This is a genomic window from Leeuwenhoekiella aestuarii, assembly GCF_004104055.1.
GTDB classification, from domain to species: domain Bacteria; phylum Bacteroidota; class Bacteroidia; order Flavobacteriales; family Flavobacteriaceae; genus Leeuwenhoekiella; species Leeuwenhoekiella aestuarii.
Map to the genome: position 1 here is coordinate 55368 of NZ_QOVJ01000002.1, position 17215 is coordinate 72582.

Annotated in this window: 13 protein-coding genes; 12 read left to right on the plus strand and 1 reads right to left on the minus strand. The window is 38.4% G+C overall.

Annotation, left to right across the window (positions count from 1 at the left end; all coding sequences use genetic code 11):
- Nucleotide 1 precedes the first annotated feature (1 nt).
- Entirely contained in the window at nucleotides 2-1261 is a 1260-nt protein-coding gene (locus DSM03_RS06265) for a YaiO family outer membrane beta-barrel protein (RefSeq protein WP_128761277.1), read from the plus strand.
- A gap of 2 nt (nucleotides 1262-1263) precedes the next feature.
- Complete coding sequence (locus DSM03_RS06270) at nucleotides 1264-2421, plus strand: hypothetical protein (protein WP_128761276.1); 1158 nt, start codon at nucleotides 1264-1266, stop codon at nucleotides 2419-2421.
- Nucleotides 2422-2513: 92 nt separating this feature from the next.
- On the opposite strand, the gene DSM03_RS06275 is transcribed toward DSM03_RS06270, so the two are convergent.
- Nucleotides 2514-4562, minus strand: a complete 2049-nt coding sequence (locus tag DSM03_RS06275) for an LTA synthase family protein (protein ID WP_128761275.1) — start codon at nucleotides 4560-4562, stop codon at nucleotides 2514-2516.
- A gap of 191 nt (nucleotides 4563-4753) precedes the next feature.
- Between DSM03_RS06275 and DSM03_RS06280 the strand changes: the two genes are divergently transcribed.
- From DSM03_RS06280 to DSM03_RS06325, 10 genes are all read left to right on the plus strand, one after another.
- Nucleotides 4754-5119 carry a response regulator transcription factor gene (locus DSM03_RS06280; RefSeq protein WP_128761274.1) on the plus strand — a complete coding sequence of 122 codons (366 nt, stop codon included), beginning with the start codon at nucleotides 4754-4756 and terminating at the stop codon, nucleotides 5117-5119.
- Nucleotides 5120-5172: 53 nt separating this feature from the next.
- Entirely contained in the window at nucleotides 5173-5589 is a 417-nt protein-coding gene (locus DSM03_RS06285) for an HYC_CC_PP family protein (protein WP_128761273.1), read from the plus strand.
- A gap of 124 nt (nucleotides 5590-5713) precedes the next feature.
- Complete coding sequence (locus tag DSM03_RS06290) at nucleotides 5714-9463, plus strand: efflux RND transporter permease subunit (protein ID WP_128761272.1); 3750 nt, start codon at nucleotides 5714-5716, stop codon at nucleotides 9461-9463.
- A gap of 13 nt (nucleotides 9464-9476) precedes the next feature.
- On the plus strand, nucleotides 9477-10721 hold the full coding sequence (locus DSM03_RS06295; RefSeq protein WP_128761271.1) for a TolC family protein: 1245 nt from the start codon (nucleotides 9477-9479) through the stop codon (nucleotides 10719-10721).
- 2 nt (nucleotides 10722-10723) lie between these two features.
- Complete coding sequence (locus DSM03_RS06300) at nucleotides 10724-11338, plus strand: DUF3347 domain-containing protein (protein ID WP_128761270.1); 615 nt, start codon at nucleotides 10724-10726, stop codon at nucleotides 11336-11338.
- A gap of 10 nt (nucleotides 11339-11348) precedes the next feature.
- A complete protein-coding gene (locus DSM03_RS06305) occupies nucleotides 11349-12569 on the plus strand; it encodes a permease (RefSeq protein WP_128761269.1) in 1221 nt (406 codons plus the stop codon).
- 44 nt (nucleotides 12570-12613) lie between these two features.
- Nucleotides 12614-13342, plus strand: a complete 729-nt coding sequence (locus tag DSM03_RS06310; protein ID WP_128761268.1) for a heavy metal translocating P-type ATPase — start codon at nucleotides 12614-12616, stop codon at nucleotides 13340-13342.
- Nucleotides 13343-13345: 3 nt separating this feature from the next.
- Entirely contained in the window at nucleotides 13346-14044 is a 699-nt protein-coding gene (locus tag DSM03_RS06315) for a hypothetical protein (RefSeq protein WP_128761267.1), read from the plus strand.
- A gap of 99 nt (nucleotides 14045-14143) precedes the next feature.
- Nucleotides 14144-15850 (plus strand): efflux RND transporter periplasmic adaptor subunit, encoded by a 1707-nt coding sequence (locus DSM03_RS06320; RefSeq protein ID WP_128761266.1) that lies wholly within the window; start codon nucleotides 14144-14146, stop codon nucleotides 15848-15850.
- Between the two features lie 211 nt (nucleotides 15851-16061).
- A complete protein-coding gene (locus DSM03_RS06325) occupies nucleotides 16062-17144 on the plus strand; it encodes a 3-oxoacyl-ACP synthase III family protein (protein ID WP_128761265.1) in 1083 nt (360 codons plus the stop codon).
- Nucleotides 17145-17215: the final 71 nt, after the last annotated feature.

Consider the following 17215-nt stretch of genomic DNA (forward strand, 5'->3'; position numbering starts at 1 on the left):
TATGCCCCATTTATACAAATCATTTAAGGTCTTTATGCTAGCCGTGTTATTCGTGACATGTGGCTCATTTGCACAAGAACAGGAATACACTACAGACGAACTCTACACTCAAGCTCGTAATGCAGCTTTTGATGAAGATGATTATCCTAAAGCGGTAAAACTTTTAAAAGCGGCATTGGCAAAAAGTCCGGACTATTTAGAAATGCGTGTTTTTTTAGGTCGAATTTATACGTATTCTGATAGCTTGCCTAAAGCGCGAATGGCTTTTGAAGAAGTTTTGGCAAAAGAGAAAGGTCATGAAGATGCCAGTTTTGCTTACGGAAACCTTGAGTTTTGGAATGATAACTCTGAAGCTGCTTTAAAACTCGTAAATACCGGTTTAGAAGTACATCCTGAATCAGAAAACCTTGGAATTTTAAAGGCTAAGGTTTTAAAGGATTTGGAGCGATATGAAGAAGCAACTGCAACGCTTCAGAAACTTTTAGAACAAAACCCAAAACTCACTCAGGCGCGTAGTATGCTAAGCGGAATAAACAGTTCGTCTGCTAAAAATGAACTGGGTGTTAACTACGAGTTTGTATATTTTGACGAGCGTTTTGACGATCCATGGCATTTAGCGGCATTAGATTATACACGGCAAACCAAGTTGGGCTCTATGGCTGCACGAGTCAATTTTGCAAACCGTTTTAAAACCGATGCGCTTCAGTTTGAAGTAGATGCTTATCCACGTATTTCAGACTTGTTTTATACCTATGTGAATCTGGGAATCTCAAGCGATAGCGGAATCTTTCCTCAGTATAGAGCAGGGTTTTCATTATTTGCAAACTTACCCGCTTCCTTTGAGGCAGACGCTGGTTTTAGATATTTGGCTTTTAATGAGGATACCTTTATTTATACCTTAGGTTTGGGTAAATACTATAAGAATTACTGGTTTAATTTCAGGACTTACTTAACTCCTTCAGATAGTGCATTGTCTCAGTCTTATGCGTTAACAGTGCGTTACTACTTTGGCGGGGCAGATGACTTTATAGGAGCAAAAATAGGAACCGGGATTTCCCCAGATGATAACGCAAACAGCGTGCTTTTTGACGGAGCAAACATTACCCGTTTGCGTTCTAACAATGTAGCATTATACTATAGAAAACTATTGGGATCCACTCACGTTTTAACGGCACAGACAGCGCTTGAAGATCAGGAATATGCCGCAGATACAAGAGGGCTTCAATTTTCTATAAGTGTTGGTTTTATTAAACGATTCTAATTATGGTAAAAAAGATAATTAGCATTGCAATCATACTTCTTGTATTAACTCCGTTGTTATCGTTTTTAGCCTGGTATTTTACTCCAAAAAAATACCTAACAGCTGCTATTATAGATAAAACGGTGATGAAAGCAGATGGCCAGGAGCACGTCTCTTTTCATTGGGTTTTGAACCACAACCGTTATCTTAAGAACAGTACTTCTGGTTATGAGGTTAATACGGATTATTTTGGTTTTTTCCCAAAAGAGGATACCATTTATGCTATTAAAGGTCTGGAGCGTTTTTCTATAGAAAGCTTAAGCCTGCTGAGTGATGATGCAGATCTGTTGTATATCACAGATACCTACGGTATTTATAAGCAGGAATGGTATGCGAAATATACCGAAGCAAAGAAAGGGAAATTGTACGGAGGTCTGAGTACTGAAGATATGGATTTCATCAAGCAGATGAAAAGTAAGAAGAAGCCTGTTATAGCAGAATTTAATTGTTTGGCCAGCCCCACGCCAAAGATACTAAGAGCTGAGTTTGAATCTCTTTATAAAGTAAAATTTACGGGATGGACCGGGAGGTATTTTGATTCTCTTGATGAAATTACAAATCTGGAATTACCAGGCTGGATTATGAAAAATTACAAAAAGAATCATAATGGTGAATGGCCTTTCACAAAAGATGGGGTTGTATTAGTTAATGATGATTCTGGGACTGTTGTGATCCTGGAGCATGGGACGCATCTCGATAATCCTTTGCCTTTTATTTATGCAACTGCAGAAGGGCAGGAGCATTATAACCTTCCGGAAAAAGAGAAGTATCCCTTTTGGTTTGAAGTTATGGAAACAGATGCTGCAGTGAATAAAACCTACGCCAGTTATCAATTAGCTACAACTGAACAAGGCAATCAGGAATTAGCAAAATATGGAATCCCTAAAAGCTTTCCGGCAGTGATGAGTCATACGGGTACAGATTATGACTTTTATTATTTGGCGGGAGATTTTAGCGATAATCCTATCGGTTTTGATGCTTCGTATTTTAAAGGAATAGGTCTGCTCAAAAGCTTTTTCTACAACGCCAAAGAACCTTCAGATCGTGGCGGCTTTTTCTTCAATTTTTATAAGCCATTGCTTACTCAGATTCTGGAAGAAGCCAATGATAAGATCAACTAACACCTTGATCTACCCAATAATCGAGATTTAAATGTTCTGAGACCTTATCTTCTTAAGATCATTTTGAAGTTTAATGCTTGCCCTGAAACAGATTATTTAGCATATTTAGTAACCAAACTATCTGGTATTAGAGGTTTTCCTTCAGCAATTTGCTGATTACGTCTTTTAAATTCAGCAAAAGCAGTAAGTAACTCTTCCTTTTTAGTATCGTCTGTAATGGGCTCTTCGTATAAATTAGGGTAGAGTTGATAGAGTTGATTTCCATTTAAATGATACGTTTCTGATACAAAATCTATCAAATCTGTTTTGGTTTGCATCAGCGGAATTTGATGTGTATTTCTAAAGCTAGCGACCGTATCCAGCCCTTTACTTAAAAAGCTCGTTTGTTGAGGTAAAGGTATTCCGTAAGAGTTGTTCAGATACCGCAAAACGCTAGGGGCAACATCAAAGTGAGAAGAAATTGCATTTATGGTCTTAGCTTTTTTAAGCATAGGAGAGTAAACGATAAGCGGCACGTGATACCGATCTATTTTTGTACTCAATGGTATTTCCGGAATACGGTGATCTCCTGTTATGAAAAAGATGGTGTTATCAAAGTCTTTACGCTTACTGTAATTTTTAAATAAGTTTTTAAGGGATTCATCGGCATACAGGACTGTCGCAAATTCTTCTTTGAAGTTTTGTCTTTGAGCGGTTTCTTGTTGCGTGAGATTTAAGACTTTCAAGCGATCTTCAAATAAGCTGTTGTATCTGTTTTGATCTTTTAGTTTAAACGGACTGTGTGTGGTGACGGTCAATAAAATATCTAATCGAGGCGCTGCAAGCGTATCATCTATACTTTTATTGAGATAATAATCATACAAATCAGCATCTCCATAACCCCAGGAGAAACCTCCTGATTCCGGAAGCTTACTGTAGCTGCCGGAGAAGCTTTTTTCGTCAAAAATAGTTGTGGTTTTATTCAACTTGAGATATCCACTCATATTGTCAAAAGTGGCATCACCACCGTAATAAAATGCGCTGGTATAGCCGTTTCTTTGCAGCATATTCAGCATAGATAGTTGCTCTGGCATATTTTCCTGAAGAGCTAAAAACCCATTTTGAGCAAAAGGCTCAGAACCAAGCAAAGAAGGTAAAACAGCAAACGTACGACCACCATTACTCAAAAAGTTTTTAAAATACAGGCTTTGTTTAGAAAGGCTGTCTAAGAAAGGGGTAAAATTACCCAGATAAGCTTCTTCATTGGTAAATGCCCGCCCGAGACCTTCAACAACTATAAAAACCAGATTTGGTTTTTTTCCTCGATTTTCAAAAAAAGGACTCAAGACGTCGCTGTTTTCAGCATCATGTAAAAAGGGATAATCAGGGTATTTATAATTAAATTTACCTTGCTGGGCGACACGACGTTCTAATTGACTTAAATAGTTGTCCGCGTAGATGTCTGGTTTGTAGGTAGTTTGCGTTACGTAATCAATCGCAGCATTATAAAAATGCTGTGATTTGTTTGTGATGAGGTTATTGGCAAAGTCCTGTTCATATTTTGGCTTGAGATCAGGTAGGCCTCCTAGTAAAAACACAGGGAGTCCAATCAACATTAAAACCGACGAAAAAGCAAAATTCAGTTTCAGCCTCGGTTTTAAAAATATTAGGCCTAGAATGATAAAAGCAATAAAAACGAGGAATAAGACTACCGTTCCAAAGGCTAAAACTCCAGAGGCTCCTATAGTTTGTTTGATGTCATTTATAGAATACCCAAAAAGGTCAGAACCTAAAAGTACCAACGAGGTTTTATAATAATAGATAAATTGGAGATTAACTAAAAAGAAGAGGACAAAAAGCACATTGAATATGACTTTTGCAGCTTTTATACTGATCACGCTAAAAAAGAGAAATAGCAAAGCAGTGGGAATCAATAGGTATAACCAGAAGAGTAGATCTGTAAAAAAACCTTTAGATAATAATTCAATGAAACTGAAGGGTAAACTTTGACTGGTTTGAAATAGGATAAGTTCTAGTATCCTACAAAATAAAATCCCAATAAGTAAGAGTAGGGCATAACCAGAAAACTCGACTAAGCCTTGTTTTAGTTTGTAAATTAAGTTAGGATTTATTGTATGCATCGTGTTGTTATCTGGGGTCATAACGCTAAGGTTTTCTATCTTAAAGTAGATTCAGAAATAAGGTACTCAATTTATGAAGTAAAAAGCTTTTATGGTAATAGAATTAACCTTAAGATAGGTATTTGTTCTAAATAATTGTTTTACTTTGTAATACGTGAGAACTTATCCTGCCCTAACGATTTATTTTTCACATTCTCAATTGTATTTAGTATATGGAAAAACGTATTCTTGTCATAGAAGATAACAGGCAGGTTGCTGAAGCATTAGAATATAGCCTTAGTAAAGAAGGATACACAGTTGTAGCTTGCTTTGATGGCACTGCAGCGATGAATAAATTACAAACAGATCATTTTGATTTGGTTTTAATCGATTTGATTTTGCCTTACGTTTCTGGGATTAATATTATTAAATGGATCAAAACAGAGCACCCCACTTTGCCGGTAATTGTGATTTCTTCTATCGAAGAAGAAAATATTATTACACACACTTTTCTAATGGGGGTTTCAGACTTTATATCTAAACCATTTAGTCCGTTACGCCTAACAACCAGCGTTAAAAACGGACTTCTATCTGCCTAACTGAATTTTAACAGTATTATTAAAAACCACATTTTACGTATCTTTGCAGTAATATGAAAAAATATTCTCAACAACTAGTAGCAGTCCTGATGGTATTTGTGGTTCTTATGACTACGATGTCATTTACGGTAAATATGCACTATTGTGGAGGTATGCTTGTAGATTATTCTTTAGTAAAAGAATCCACATCTTGTGGGATGGAAGCGCTACAAAGATCAAACTCATGTGAAACACAACTGCTTAAAAAATCCTGTTGTCAAAACAAGCAGCTTACTGCAAATGGTCACGATGATCTTAAACCTACTTTTCATAATTTAAACTTTGAACAGCACGTATTTATCACTTCTTTTTTCTTCAGTTACAATGCGCTATTTGAGCCTGAAACGGTCGAAAATACTTCTTTTGAGGATTATGCTCCTCCGCTGATCATAAGGGATATACAGACCTTAGATCAGGTTTTTTTGATTTGATATCGTATTGAATTTATAGCATTCAGTTGCTTTATGATTTTTTTTTCGCGATTGCGGAAGAACTCTTTTGTGCTTCAGTTTTATGCTGAAAGATCAAAGTATATAATTCAATACCTCTTTTATTATGCTTAATAAAAGCATTAAATTTTTTATCGAAAATAAGCTAATAGCTTTTCTCATACTGACTTTATGTGTGGTCTGGGGGGTTGCTATTGCTCCTTTTAATTGGGATACAGGATTGATTCCGCGTGATCCGGTTGCTGTTGACGCGATTCCAGATATTGGGGAGAATCAGCAAATCGTTTTCACAAAGTGGGAAGGTCGTTCTCCTCAGGATATAGAAGATCAGATCAGTTATCCGCTTACTTCTGCCTTATTGGGGATTCCCGGAGTCAAGACCATACGCAGTTCGTCTATGTTTGGCTTTTCTAGTATCTATATCATTTTTGAAGAGGATGTAGAATTCTACTGGAGCCGTAGTCGTATCCTTGAAAAACTGAATTCACTTCCCGCTAATCTCTTGCCTCAAGGAGTAAATCCTACTCTAGGTCCAGATGCTACCGGACTCGGGCAGATCTATTGGTACACCTTAGAAGGTCGTGATCCCGAAGGAAAGGTTACGGGCGGTTGGGATCTGCAAGAGTTGCGCAGTATTCAGGATTATTATGTGAAGTACGGTTTGGCTGCTGCAGGCGGCGTTTCTGAAGTTGCTTCTATAGGCGGTTATGTGCAGGAATATCAGATAGATGTAAATCCGGAGTTAGCTCGTCAATATGATATAGGACTTGATGAGCTGGTAAAAGCAGTCAAAGAAAGCAATCAGGATATTGGTGCTCAGACTTTAGAGATCAACAAAACCGAATATCTGGTGCGCGGTTTAGGTTATGTAAAGTCTATTTCAGATATCGAGAATGCAGTAGTTACTGCTGAGGATTATACTGCAATTCGGGTTAAAGACCTTGCAAAGGTGAAACTGGGACCTGCACCACGCCGTGGGATTTTAGATAAAGAAGGCGCTGAGGTTGTAGGAGGTGTTGTGGTTGCACGTTATGGTGCAAACCCTATGGAAGTCATTAACAATGTAAAAGAAAAAATTAAAGAGATCAGTGGAGGTCTACCCGTTAAAACTTTAGCAGACGGAAGAAAATCTCAATTGACTATAGTCCCGTTTTACGACCGTACACAATTGATAGCAGAAACTTTAGGTACCCTTGATGAAGCCCTCACAATGGAAATTCTCATTACCATACTTGTGATTATCGTGATGGTTTTTAATTTGAGAGCTTCGGTGCTTATTTCGGGTCTATTACCGGTTGCAGTGCTAATGGTTTTTATCGCTATGAAATTGTTTGCTGTAGATGCCAATATAGTAGCCCTTTCCGGTATTGCCATAGCGATTGGTACTATTGTTGACGTAGGTGTTATTCTCACCGAAAATATGATCCGGCATTTTGATGAGGCAAAAAAAGCGCATAAAAACATTCCTTTGAACGCATTGGTTTATAATGCAACTGCAGAAGTGTCCGGAGCCATTGTAACGGCCGTGCTTACGACGATCATAAGTTTTATTCCGGTATTCACATTGGTGGGGGCAGAAGGTAAACTATTCCGTCCGTTGGCTTTTACAAAAACTGCAGCGTTGGGAGCATCATTGTTGATCGCTTTATTCATGATTCCGCCTTTTGCAGCAATTATTTTCCGTAAAAAATCGGTTAAAGAATCTGTTGCTCGTGTTTTTCAAATGCTATTCATCCTTTTAGGAATTCTTGCTTGTGTATACGGATTTTGGTTGGGTTTGATCTTGGTGGGTTTTGGCGTTCTTTACTTGTTACGCAAAGCGGAAAAATTACCATTTAATGGCTTTCCGCAAGCGGAAGGAATACTCGTAGTAATTGGGATCGTTTTTTTACTAGCGAGCTATTGGCGACCCTTGGGTTTTAACCGAAGCATTCTTGTAAACTTGCTTTTTGTTACGTTTTTATGCGCAGTGTTTTTTGGAGCATTCTGGATATTGCGTCATTTTTATGAGCGCATTTTACGCTGGGCATTGGTAAACAGGACCTTGTTTTTAAGTATACCTATATTTCTCCTGATCTGCGGCGCTGCAATACTTTTTAATACAGGTAAAGAGTTTATGCCTGCTCTAAATGAAGGTACATTTTTATTGATGCCCACATCGTTGCCACACGCAGGTGTTGAAGAAAATAAGCGTGTTTTACAACAATTAGATATGGCGGTTGCCAGCATTCCTGAGGTGGAGACTGTGGTGGGGAAAGCGGGACGAACAGAGTCTGCACTGGATCCTGCACCCTTGTCGATGTACGAAAACATCATTCAGTATAAGTCAGAGTTTCTACGGAATGCTTCCGGAAAACGGCAACGTTATCAAGTAGATGAAAATGGCTATTTTATATTAAAGGATGGTGGTAAAACACGAAACCCAAACTTAGAGGTCAATGAAAATTCTAAGCCTGAACTGGTAATCCCTTTTCCGGTTTCTGCTGAAAAATTGGTAGAAGATTCAGCCGGTGAATATTATCGAAATTGGCGTCCTTCCATTCAATCCTCAGATGATATTTGGAATGAGATCGCAAGCGTTTCTAAACTTCCCGGTGTTACATCGGCTCCTAAACTTCAGCCTATTGAAACGCGTCTTGTAATGCTACAAACCGGAATGCGTGCTCCAATGGGAATAAAAGTAAAAGGTTCAGACCTTAAACAAATTGAAGCTTTTGGGCTTGAACTCGAGCGTATTTTAAAACAAACTGAAGGCGTAAAAGAAGAGGCTGTTTTTGCAGACCGTATTGTAGGTAAGCCTTATTTATTGATTGATATTGATCGCGAGCGTCTGGTGCGGTATGGTATTTCTATACAGGATGTTCAGCAAGTACTGGAGGTTGCGGTGGGCGGAATACCCATTACACAAACGGTAGAAGGCCGGGAGCGTTATAATGTGCGGGTGCGTTATCCGCGGGAATTGCGAGCAAATCCAGACGATATAAAGTCGATTTATGTTCCTGTGGCAAATGGAAGTCCGGTTCCGTTAGGGGAGTTGGTAGATATTCGTTATGAGCAAGGACCGCAGGTTATCAAAAGTGAAGATACATTTCTGGTGGGTTACGTACTTTTTGACAAGAAAGATAGTTATGCCGAAGTTGATGTTGTAGAACATGCTCAAGATTTACTTCAACAGAAAATAGAACTCGGAGCATTAGTGGTTCCGCAAGGAATTAGTTATCAATTTACCGGGACGTATGAAAATCAGCTTCGTGCAGAGAAGACTTTATCTGTGGTTGTTCCACTGGCATTGCTGATCATTTTTCTGATTTTATACTTTCAATTCAAGTCAGTCACCACCTCACTGATGGTTTTTACAGGAATAGCAGTTGCGTTTGCAGGCGGCTTTATTATGATCTGGCTCTATGGTCAGGAATGGTTTTTAAACTTCAGTTTTCTTGGAGAGAATGTGCGCGATCTGTTTAATATGAAAACAGTAAATCTAAGTGTAGCTGTTTGGGTTGGTTTTATCGCCCTTTTTGGGATCGCTACAGACGATGGCGTGGTTATGGCGACTTACTTAACCCAGACCTTTAATCAGAAAACCCCTAAGAATAAACTAGCAATTAGAAAAGCTACATTGCTTGCGGCGGGCAAACGAATTCGTCCTTGTCTGATGACGACAGTGACTACAGTACTCGCCTTGTTACCTATATTGACATCGACCGGGAGAGGTAGCGATATTATGATTCCGATGGCGATCCCTGTTTTTGGAGGGATGCTCATCGATATCACTTCTTATTTCATAGTGCCGGTTTTATACAGTTGGAAAAAGGAATTGGAGTTGAAGAAAACGATGAACCTAAAAGCAGACTAGAAGTTTAGGATAGATGAAAATTAATAAAATACATACGAGTTCTTATTGGCTGTTGAGTCTTGGCTTGCTGTTGGTTTTTCAACAAAGTATGAGTCAGGATTTAAATAGTTATATAGAGCAGGCGACTGTGAACAATGCAGACCTTAGAGCCTATGAATTGCGTTATGAGATCGCTCAGGAAAAGGTAAATGAATCAAACACGTTGCCGGATACTGATTTCAACGTGGGCTATTTTGTGCGTACACCTGAAACGCGTGTGGGCGCTCAGCGGGCTCGCTTTTCGGTGAAACAAATGTTGCCTTGGTTTGGTACCCTTACTGCGCGATCTGATTATCAACATGCAATTGCTGATGCAAATTATATGGATTATTTAATCGCAAAGCGAAAACTGGGTCTTGAGGTCGCTCAAAATTATTACAGCCTATATGCTACACAGGCGCAAATGCTAGTTGTGGAGCAAAATATTCAATTGCTTAAAAGTTATGAAGAGCTGGCACTGAATGCAGTTTCTATTGATAAAGCTTCAGCAGTTGATGTGTTGAAACTTCAGATTAGGCAGAATGATCTAAAAGCTCAACAAGCTGTTTTAGATGAAGAGCTTAATGCGGCAAAAATTCAGTTTAATGCTGTTTTGAATACAGATGATGATGCACCGGTTTTAATAGCAGATAGTTTGGTAATTCCGCTACATGATGTTGAAGTAGCTTGGAGTACACTTGATCAAAATCCTGAGTTGCTCAGGTATGATAAACTTTACGAGAGCATCACACAGGCAGAAACACTCAACCAGCGTGAAGCTGCTCCAAAACTAGGGGTTGGTTTAGATTATCTCCCGGTTTCTGAGCGAGCTGATATGAATATTTTAGATAATGGGAAAGATATTGTGATGCCTATGGTTTCTCTTTCAGTGCCTATTTTCAATACAAAATATAAATCGGTGAGTAAGCAAAATATGCTAAAGCACGAAGAGCTTCAGGCGCAACGCAATCAGCGTTTAAATAGGTTAAAAAGTCTTTTTGCAGAAGCGGTAAAAAACAAAAATACAGCTCGAATAAATTATGATGCTCAAAGTAAAAGTCTAGAACAAGCAAAAGATGCTGAAGACATTTTACTTAGAAGCTATGAGACGGGTACAATAGATTTTAACGATGTACTAGACATTCAAGAAATGCAATTAACAATTCAAATCAATCAAATACAGGCTGTTCAAATCTATTACGAGCAGGCTGCATTAATCAATTATCTAACAAACCTTTAATTATGAAAAATACAGTAAAAGTTATGAGTCTGACCGTATTGGCGGTCCTGTTAAATGCTTGTGGAAACGACAAGAAATCTGAAGTGGAAGCTAACGAAGACGAAAAGGTAGTCGAACAGGCAATGGAAATGAACGAGCACAAGAACGACAAAGAAACCCATTCGGCAACTGAAAAAAGCAAAACGGAGCCGTCAGAACTGAATATTGACGATGCGGCTTTGAGTTTTAAATATGATACCGCGGCAGCTGTTTGGGGTGCTTATACTAAAGTTAAGAACGCTTTAGTAGCGAGTGATGGCGAGGTTGCCAAGCAAGAAGCAGCGAATCTGGCAATGATTTTTAGTGAAGATACAGCCAAGCTAAAAGCAATGGCGGAAGGCATCGCAACTGCAGAAAGTCTTGAGGCACAACGCAAGGCTTTTTCACAGTTTTCTAATGCCATAACGAGATATTTTAAAGAAACGTTGAGTACCGGGACCCTTTATAAACAGCATTGTCCTATGGCTTTTGACGGAAAAGGAGCCGACTGGTTTTCTGATGAATCTGAAATTAGGAATCCGTATTTTGGAGATAAAATGCTCAATTGTGGCTCGGTGACCGAAACGTTGACGAACTAAAAGAGAGGTTATGAGTAACTTTTTAAAACAATGGGGCGAGGCGGCCTTTACAACTGCAGGATTTTTCTGGATGGCACTCTGGGCATTTGCGCTGGGATACGTCATAAGTAGTATGATTCAGATTTTTGTCACCGAAAAGAAAATGCAACAAACAATGGGCGGGAAAGAGTCTAAAGGGGTTTTGTTGGGATCTTTTTTTGGATTCATTAGCAGTTCGTGCAGTTTTGCGGCTCTAGCCTCTACAAAATCGTTGTTTAAAAAAGGAGCAAGCTTTGTCTCTAGTATAGCATTTTTACTGGCCTCTACAAACCTTGTGATCGAGCTGGGAATCATTATTTCAATCTTTTTAGGTTGGCAATTTGTAGTGGGAGAATATGCAGGAGGAATTTTATTAATCGGAATCAGTTGGATGTTAATACGATTGATCAATCCTAAAAAGCTTATTGAAAATGCCCGAAAGAATCTGGGCAAGAACGAGGAGGATACAGATGAAAGTGACCAGTCATGGAAGCAAAAAATGAAATCTGAAGAAAGCTGGGCTAAAGTTGCTAAGCAATACGGGATGGAGTGGAAGATGGTCTGGAAAGACGTGACCGTCGGTTTTACCATCGCGGGTATTGTTGCCGCTTTTGTACCTGATGCCTGGTTTCAAACCTTGTTCGTAGGTACAGGGAATGGAAATGCAGATTTTACATTTTTTGAAATTCTAGAGCACATCCTTGTGGGTCCGGTCGCTGCTTTTATCACCTTTATCGGTTCTATGGGTAATATTCCGCTTGCGGCATTGTTGTTTGGCAAAGGCGTGAGTTTTGCCGGCGTGATGGCTTTTATCTTTAGTGATCTGGTAGTTTTTCCTATTCTTAGAATCAATGCCAAATACTACGGTTGGAAGATGTCTTTATTTATTCTTTTTCTGTTATTTACTGCATTGGTAGGAGCTTCATTGATTCTGCATTACGCTTTCGATTTCCTGAGTTTTTTGCCAGATCCTTCGCAAGTATCTGTGCAGGATTCCGACTATTTTAAAATCAATTATACGTTCTTTTTAAACCTTGCTTTTTTAACTATTTCAGGTTATTTGATTTATCTGGGATTTTTTAAGCGGAAAGATATTATGCATATGAAAGAGATGGCACCTAAAAGTAAAACACTTGAGAATGTATTAAAATATGCAGCTTTTAGTTGCTTTATCTGGCTAGCCGGTGGATTGATCGTGAAGTTTTTTGTTTAGGGAGTTAACTATAGGTGCAAAACCTGATATTAAAATGTATTAAAATGACACATACTTATAAAGTAACAGGAATGACCTGCAACGGTTGCAGAACCGGAGTTGAACAGAAGCTTAACGCGGTAACCGGTGTAGAAAAAGCTGAAGTAAATCTGGAACGTGAAGAAGCGGTGATCACTATGAGCACGCATATTGCAACCGAAGCGTTTCAGGAGGCATTGCCTGCTAAATACACCATACGTGAGCAAAAAGCTTCGCAGCAAGCGCAACCACAAAATGTTTTCACAACTGCAGCATCAGAAAAATCGAAATTAGAACAACTCAAACCCCTTTTTTTAATTTTTGCTTTTATAAGTGTCGCTGCGGTTTTATTGCATAAAGATGACTGGAATTGGCGCAAGATGATGCTTGATTTTATGGGGCTTTTTTACATTGTATTTAGTTTTTTCAAGCTTTTAGATCTTAAAGGTTTTCCACAAAGTTTCAGTATGTATGATCCTTTGGCTAAAGCATTACCGGTTTATGGTAAGGTTTATCCCTTTATAGAATTGGCTCTCGGACTGTGTTTTTTAATGCGCGTTCAACTTACTGCAGTGCTGATAATCACATTGGTGATTTTAGGGATAACGACACTAGGAGTAACCCGAACTTTGCTTGATAAAAAGGCGATACAGTGTGCGTGTTTGGGAACCGCTTTGAAATTACCTATGACCGAAGCGACATTTATAGAAAACGCGATTATGATCGTGATGGCTTTACTGATGCTTTTACTTTAACCAATGGGGAAACTACGCGTAAGAAAGAAAATTAGAAAAACGCACAGATACCTCGGCTTGTTTATAGGTCTTCAGTTTATACTGTGGACGGTGAGTGGACTCTATTTTAGCTGGACAGATCTTGATGAAATTCACGGAGATCACTTGCGAAAATCAGTTGGGCCTATAGCTTTTGAAAATTTATTAAGCCCGACAGCTTTAGATTCCACCTTAAAAATTAAAAGTATTGCGCTGCGCGAAATTAATAATGAACCGTATTACTGGATCAATAATAGCCAGTTATACAACGCAAAAACAGGTAAGTTTAAGAACGGTATTTCAAAAGAAGAAGCGCTAGCTATTGCAGCTAAAAATATGATTTCAACGTTAAAAGTGTCTGGAATAGAAAAAATAGAAACTGTTGATGCGCATCACGAATATCGGAAAAAATTAGTGCCGGCATATGTGGTGAGTTATGAAGGGCAAAATGCTATAAAAGCTTATGTTTCGGTAACAGATGGAGCTTTTCAAACTGTTAGACACAGAGACTGGCGCTGGTTTGACTTTTTGTGGATGACCCATACGATGGATTATGAGGGGCGTGACGATATTAACAACAGCATGCTTCGAGCATTTTCAATTCTTGGTCTCATTACGGTTTTGAGCGGTTTTGTATTGTGGTATATAAGTTCACCAACTCTTAGAAAATGGAAAAATAAATAATGGTTTTACTGGATAATCGAGATTTAAATGCTCTGAGACTTGTCTGTTCTAAAAATGCATTGATCAGTTTACTGCTTTTGCAGAACTAAAATTATAAACATGAATAAATCAATTCTATACTTATTTATTGCTGCGGTTGTAGGACTGGGAGCTGGTTATTTAATTTTTGGAGAAAGCAAAAAACAAGTAACCGCTGATACAGCTATTCACGATCACTCAGAAGACCCTAGTTTGTGGACGTGTGCTATGCATCCACAAATTATGCGGGAGGAGTCTGGAGATTGTCCCCTTTGCGGGATGGATTTGATTCCGGTAGAGGCAGATGTAAGCAGATTGTCTACAAATCAATTTAGAATGACTGATAATGCGCTGGCCTTAGCAGGTATTCAAACAACAGTTATAGGTACCGGTGCGACAGAAGTCACAGATGATCTTAATCTCTCGGGGAAAATCGTTATCAATGCAGATGAGACTGCGACACAACCTGCGCATTTTGACGGGCGGATAGAATCGTTGTCTGTTACTTCTGTTGGGCAACACATACGTACGGGGCAGCAAGTGGCAACCGTTTATTCCCCTTCATTGATAGCTGCACAGCAAGAATTAATAACTGCTTCAAAATTGAAAGAATCTCAACCCAGATTGTACGAGGCTGTACGCAATAAATTTAAGAACTGGAAAATACATTCCTCTATTCTAGACCAAGTAGAACAACGTGGAGAACCGATTTTACGTTTTCCTGTTTACTCACATGTTTCCGGGATTGTATCTGAAATTGATGTAAATGAGGGAGCTCATGTCATGGATGGCAAACCTATTTTTAAAGTGAGTAATTTAAGTACAGTTTGGGCAGAATTTGATGCTTATGAAAATCAAATAAGCAGTTTGCAAAATGGGCAACAACTAGACATTGCAGTCAATGCGTATCCTGGTAAGAAGTTCTTAGGAAGGATATCATTTATAGATCCCATTTTAAATAGTGACACGCGCACAGTGATCGTACGGGCAACTTTATTAAATAAAGAAGAGTTATTAAAACCGGGGATGTTTGTAAAAGCTGCGGTAGCAGGTGCACAAAAGAACTTTTCAGATCAACTCGTTATTCCTGCTTCTGCGGTTATGTGGACCGGTAAACGCTCGCTGGTTTATGTAAAACCCAATCCGGCTCAGCCTGTTTTTGAAATGCGAGAAGTTGACCTTGGATCAAAGCAAGGTGAGTTTTATCAAATAAATAGCGGACTGTCCCGCGGAGAAGAATTGGTAACAAATGGAACTTTTACTGTAGATGCCGCAGCACAATTAAGCGGTAAAAAATCCATGATGAATAGTGATGGTAATACATCAGAAGGTGTAGAATCTATGAATATGGAGCTACCGCTAGACTTTCAGAAAACTATTAAAGATGAAATTAAACAGTATTTAAAACTCAAAGATGCATTTGTAAATTCTGACAACAAGCAAGTTTCATCAGCTGCTTCAGAATTGTTGAGTGGACTTTCAGATTTAGACGCTTCAGAACTTAAAACTATGGAGCGTTCTCATTTTTCTATAATTACGCAGAAACTTCAACAGATTGTTGACGCAGAAACACTCAACCAAAAGCGTGAGGAATTTGTTATACTTAACGAGAATATGGTTGCTCTAGTAAGAGCGATACCAGACTTGAATACCACATTATATTTGCAACGATGCCCTATGGCTAATGACTCTAGAGGAGCGGTATGGTTGAGTGAATCTCAAGAAATTAAAAATCCGTATTATGGGGACGCCATGGAGAATTGCGGGAGTGTGATCACCACATTCTAAATGGAAAATAACTTTTATTATTGTGTATTTTGTAAGTGTTAAAATTTTGAAAAACAAATAGTTATAAATTTTATTTCATATTTGAATTTAGTATTCTACTAAAGTGTTTGATCATTTTATCAGAATAAGATTGTATTTTACCCCTTTTCGTATAGAAATTAGTTTAATTAACAACAATAAATCGCTTAGCTGAAGCTAAACAGGAGCATATATGAGTTCAAAAATATATAGTGTAATTACCGGAACCGGAATTTATTTACCTAAGAAAAAGGTAAAAAATGAAGCTTTTTTAGATTTCAAATTCTTTGAATCTAATGGAAAACCGGTAGAGCGACCTAATGAATATATCGTAGATAAATTTCAGGAAATTACCACTATACAAGAGCGCCGTTATGTGGCTGATGATCTTGTTGCGTCAGACATCGGGTTTTTTGCTGCAAAAAAGGCTATTGAAGATGCAGCTATAGATCCTGAGACTCTAGATTATATAATTGTTGCGCATAACTTTGGCGATGTAAAATTTGGTTCTAATCGCAGCGATATGGTTCCTGCATTAGCAGCCCGAGTAAAACATAAACTCAAGATTAAAAATCCAGATTGTGTAGCGTATGACGTACCATTTGGTTGTCCAGGTTGGTTGCAAGGTATGATTCAGGCAGATTATTTTATAAAGTCTGGTGATGCTAAGAAGGTCCTGGTTATTGGTGCTGAAACAATCTCTCGTGTTATAGATCTTCACGATAGAGACAGTATGATTTATGCTGACGGAGCAGGAGCTACTATTTTAGAAGGAAAAGAAAGTTCTTCGCCAGTAGGTATACTAACTCATAAGACCCGTTCAGATACGTACCGTTATGCAGAAATGCTCACTATGGGCTGCTCGTACAACGTTACAGAAAAAAATAAAAATGACCTTTATTTAAAAATGAACGGTCGCAGGTTATATCAGTATGCGTTAGAAACTGTTCCCTTGTCTATTAAGGCTTGCTTAGATAAAGCCGGTAAAGACATTATGCAGGTAAATAAAGTACTTATACATCAAGCTAACGGTAAAATGGATGATGCTATTATAGAGCGTTTATACAAGCTCTACGAGATAGATGAAGTACCTAAAGGGGTAATGCCAATGATTATATCCTGGATCGGTAATTCTTCAGTAGCGACAGTTCCTACACTTTTAGATCTTATATTGAAAGGATCAGTAGAAAATCAAGAAATTAAACCCGGTGACTTGGTCGTTTTCGCCTCGGTAGGAGCAGGAATGAATATTAATGCCGCAGTTTATCAGTTTTAAGGTGTTGAAATTCAGTTTATTTTGAGACTTAACTATTAGAAGTGTAATTATTATTATTATAAATAATAAAA

Bases quoted from the DNA above. Each gene is read 5' to 3' on its own strand.
- DSM03_RS06265 (WP_128761277.1), top strand. From the start codon at position 2: ATGCCCCATTTATACAAATCATTTAAGGTCTTTATGCTAGCCGTGTTA.
- DSM03_RS06270 (WP_128761276.1), top strand. From the start codon at position 1,264: ATGGTAAAAAAGATAATTAGCATTGCAATCATACTTCTTGTATTAACT.
- DSM03_RS06275 (WP_128761275.1), bottom strand. From the start codon at position 4,562: ATGACCCCAGATAACAACACGATGCATACAATAAATCCTAACTTAATT.
- DSM03_RS06280 (WP_128761274.1), top strand. From the start codon at position 4,754: ATGGAAAAACGTATTCTTGTCATAGAAGATAACAGGCAGGTTGCTGAA.
- DSM03_RS06285 (WP_128761273.1), top strand. From the start codon at position 5,173: ATGAAAAAATATTCTCAACAACTAGTAGCAGTCCTGATGGTATTTGTG.
- DSM03_RS06290 (WP_128761272.1), top strand. From the start codon at position 5,714: ATGCTTAATAAAAGCATTAAATTTTTTATCGAAAATAAGCTAATAGCT.
- DSM03_RS06295 (WP_128761271.1), top strand. From the start codon at position 9,477: ATGAAAATTAATAAAATACATACGAGTTCTTATTGGCTGTTGAGTCTT.
- DSM03_RS06300 (WP_128761270.1), top strand. From the start codon at position 10,724: ATGAAAAATACAGTAAAAGTTATGAGTCTGACCGTATTGGCGGTCCTG.
- DSM03_RS06305 (WP_128761269.1), top strand. From the start codon at position 11,349: ATGAGTAACTTTTTAAAACAATGGGGCGAGGCGGCCTTTACAACTGCA.
- DSM03_RS06310 (WP_128761268.1), top strand. From the start codon at position 12,614: ATGACACATACTTATAAAGTAACAGGAATGACCTGCAACGGTTGCAGA.
- DSM03_RS06315 (WP_128761267.1), top strand. From the start codon at position 13,346: ATGGGGAAACTACGCGTAAGAAAGAAAATTAGAAAAACGCACAGATAC.
- DSM03_RS06320 (WP_128761266.1), top strand. From the start codon at position 14,144: ATGAATAAATCAATTCTATACTTATTTATTGCTGCGGTTGTAGGACTG.
- DSM03_RS06325 (WP_128761265.1), top strand. From the start codon at position 16,062: ATGAGTTCAAAAATATATAGTGTAATTACCGGAACCGGAATTTATTTA.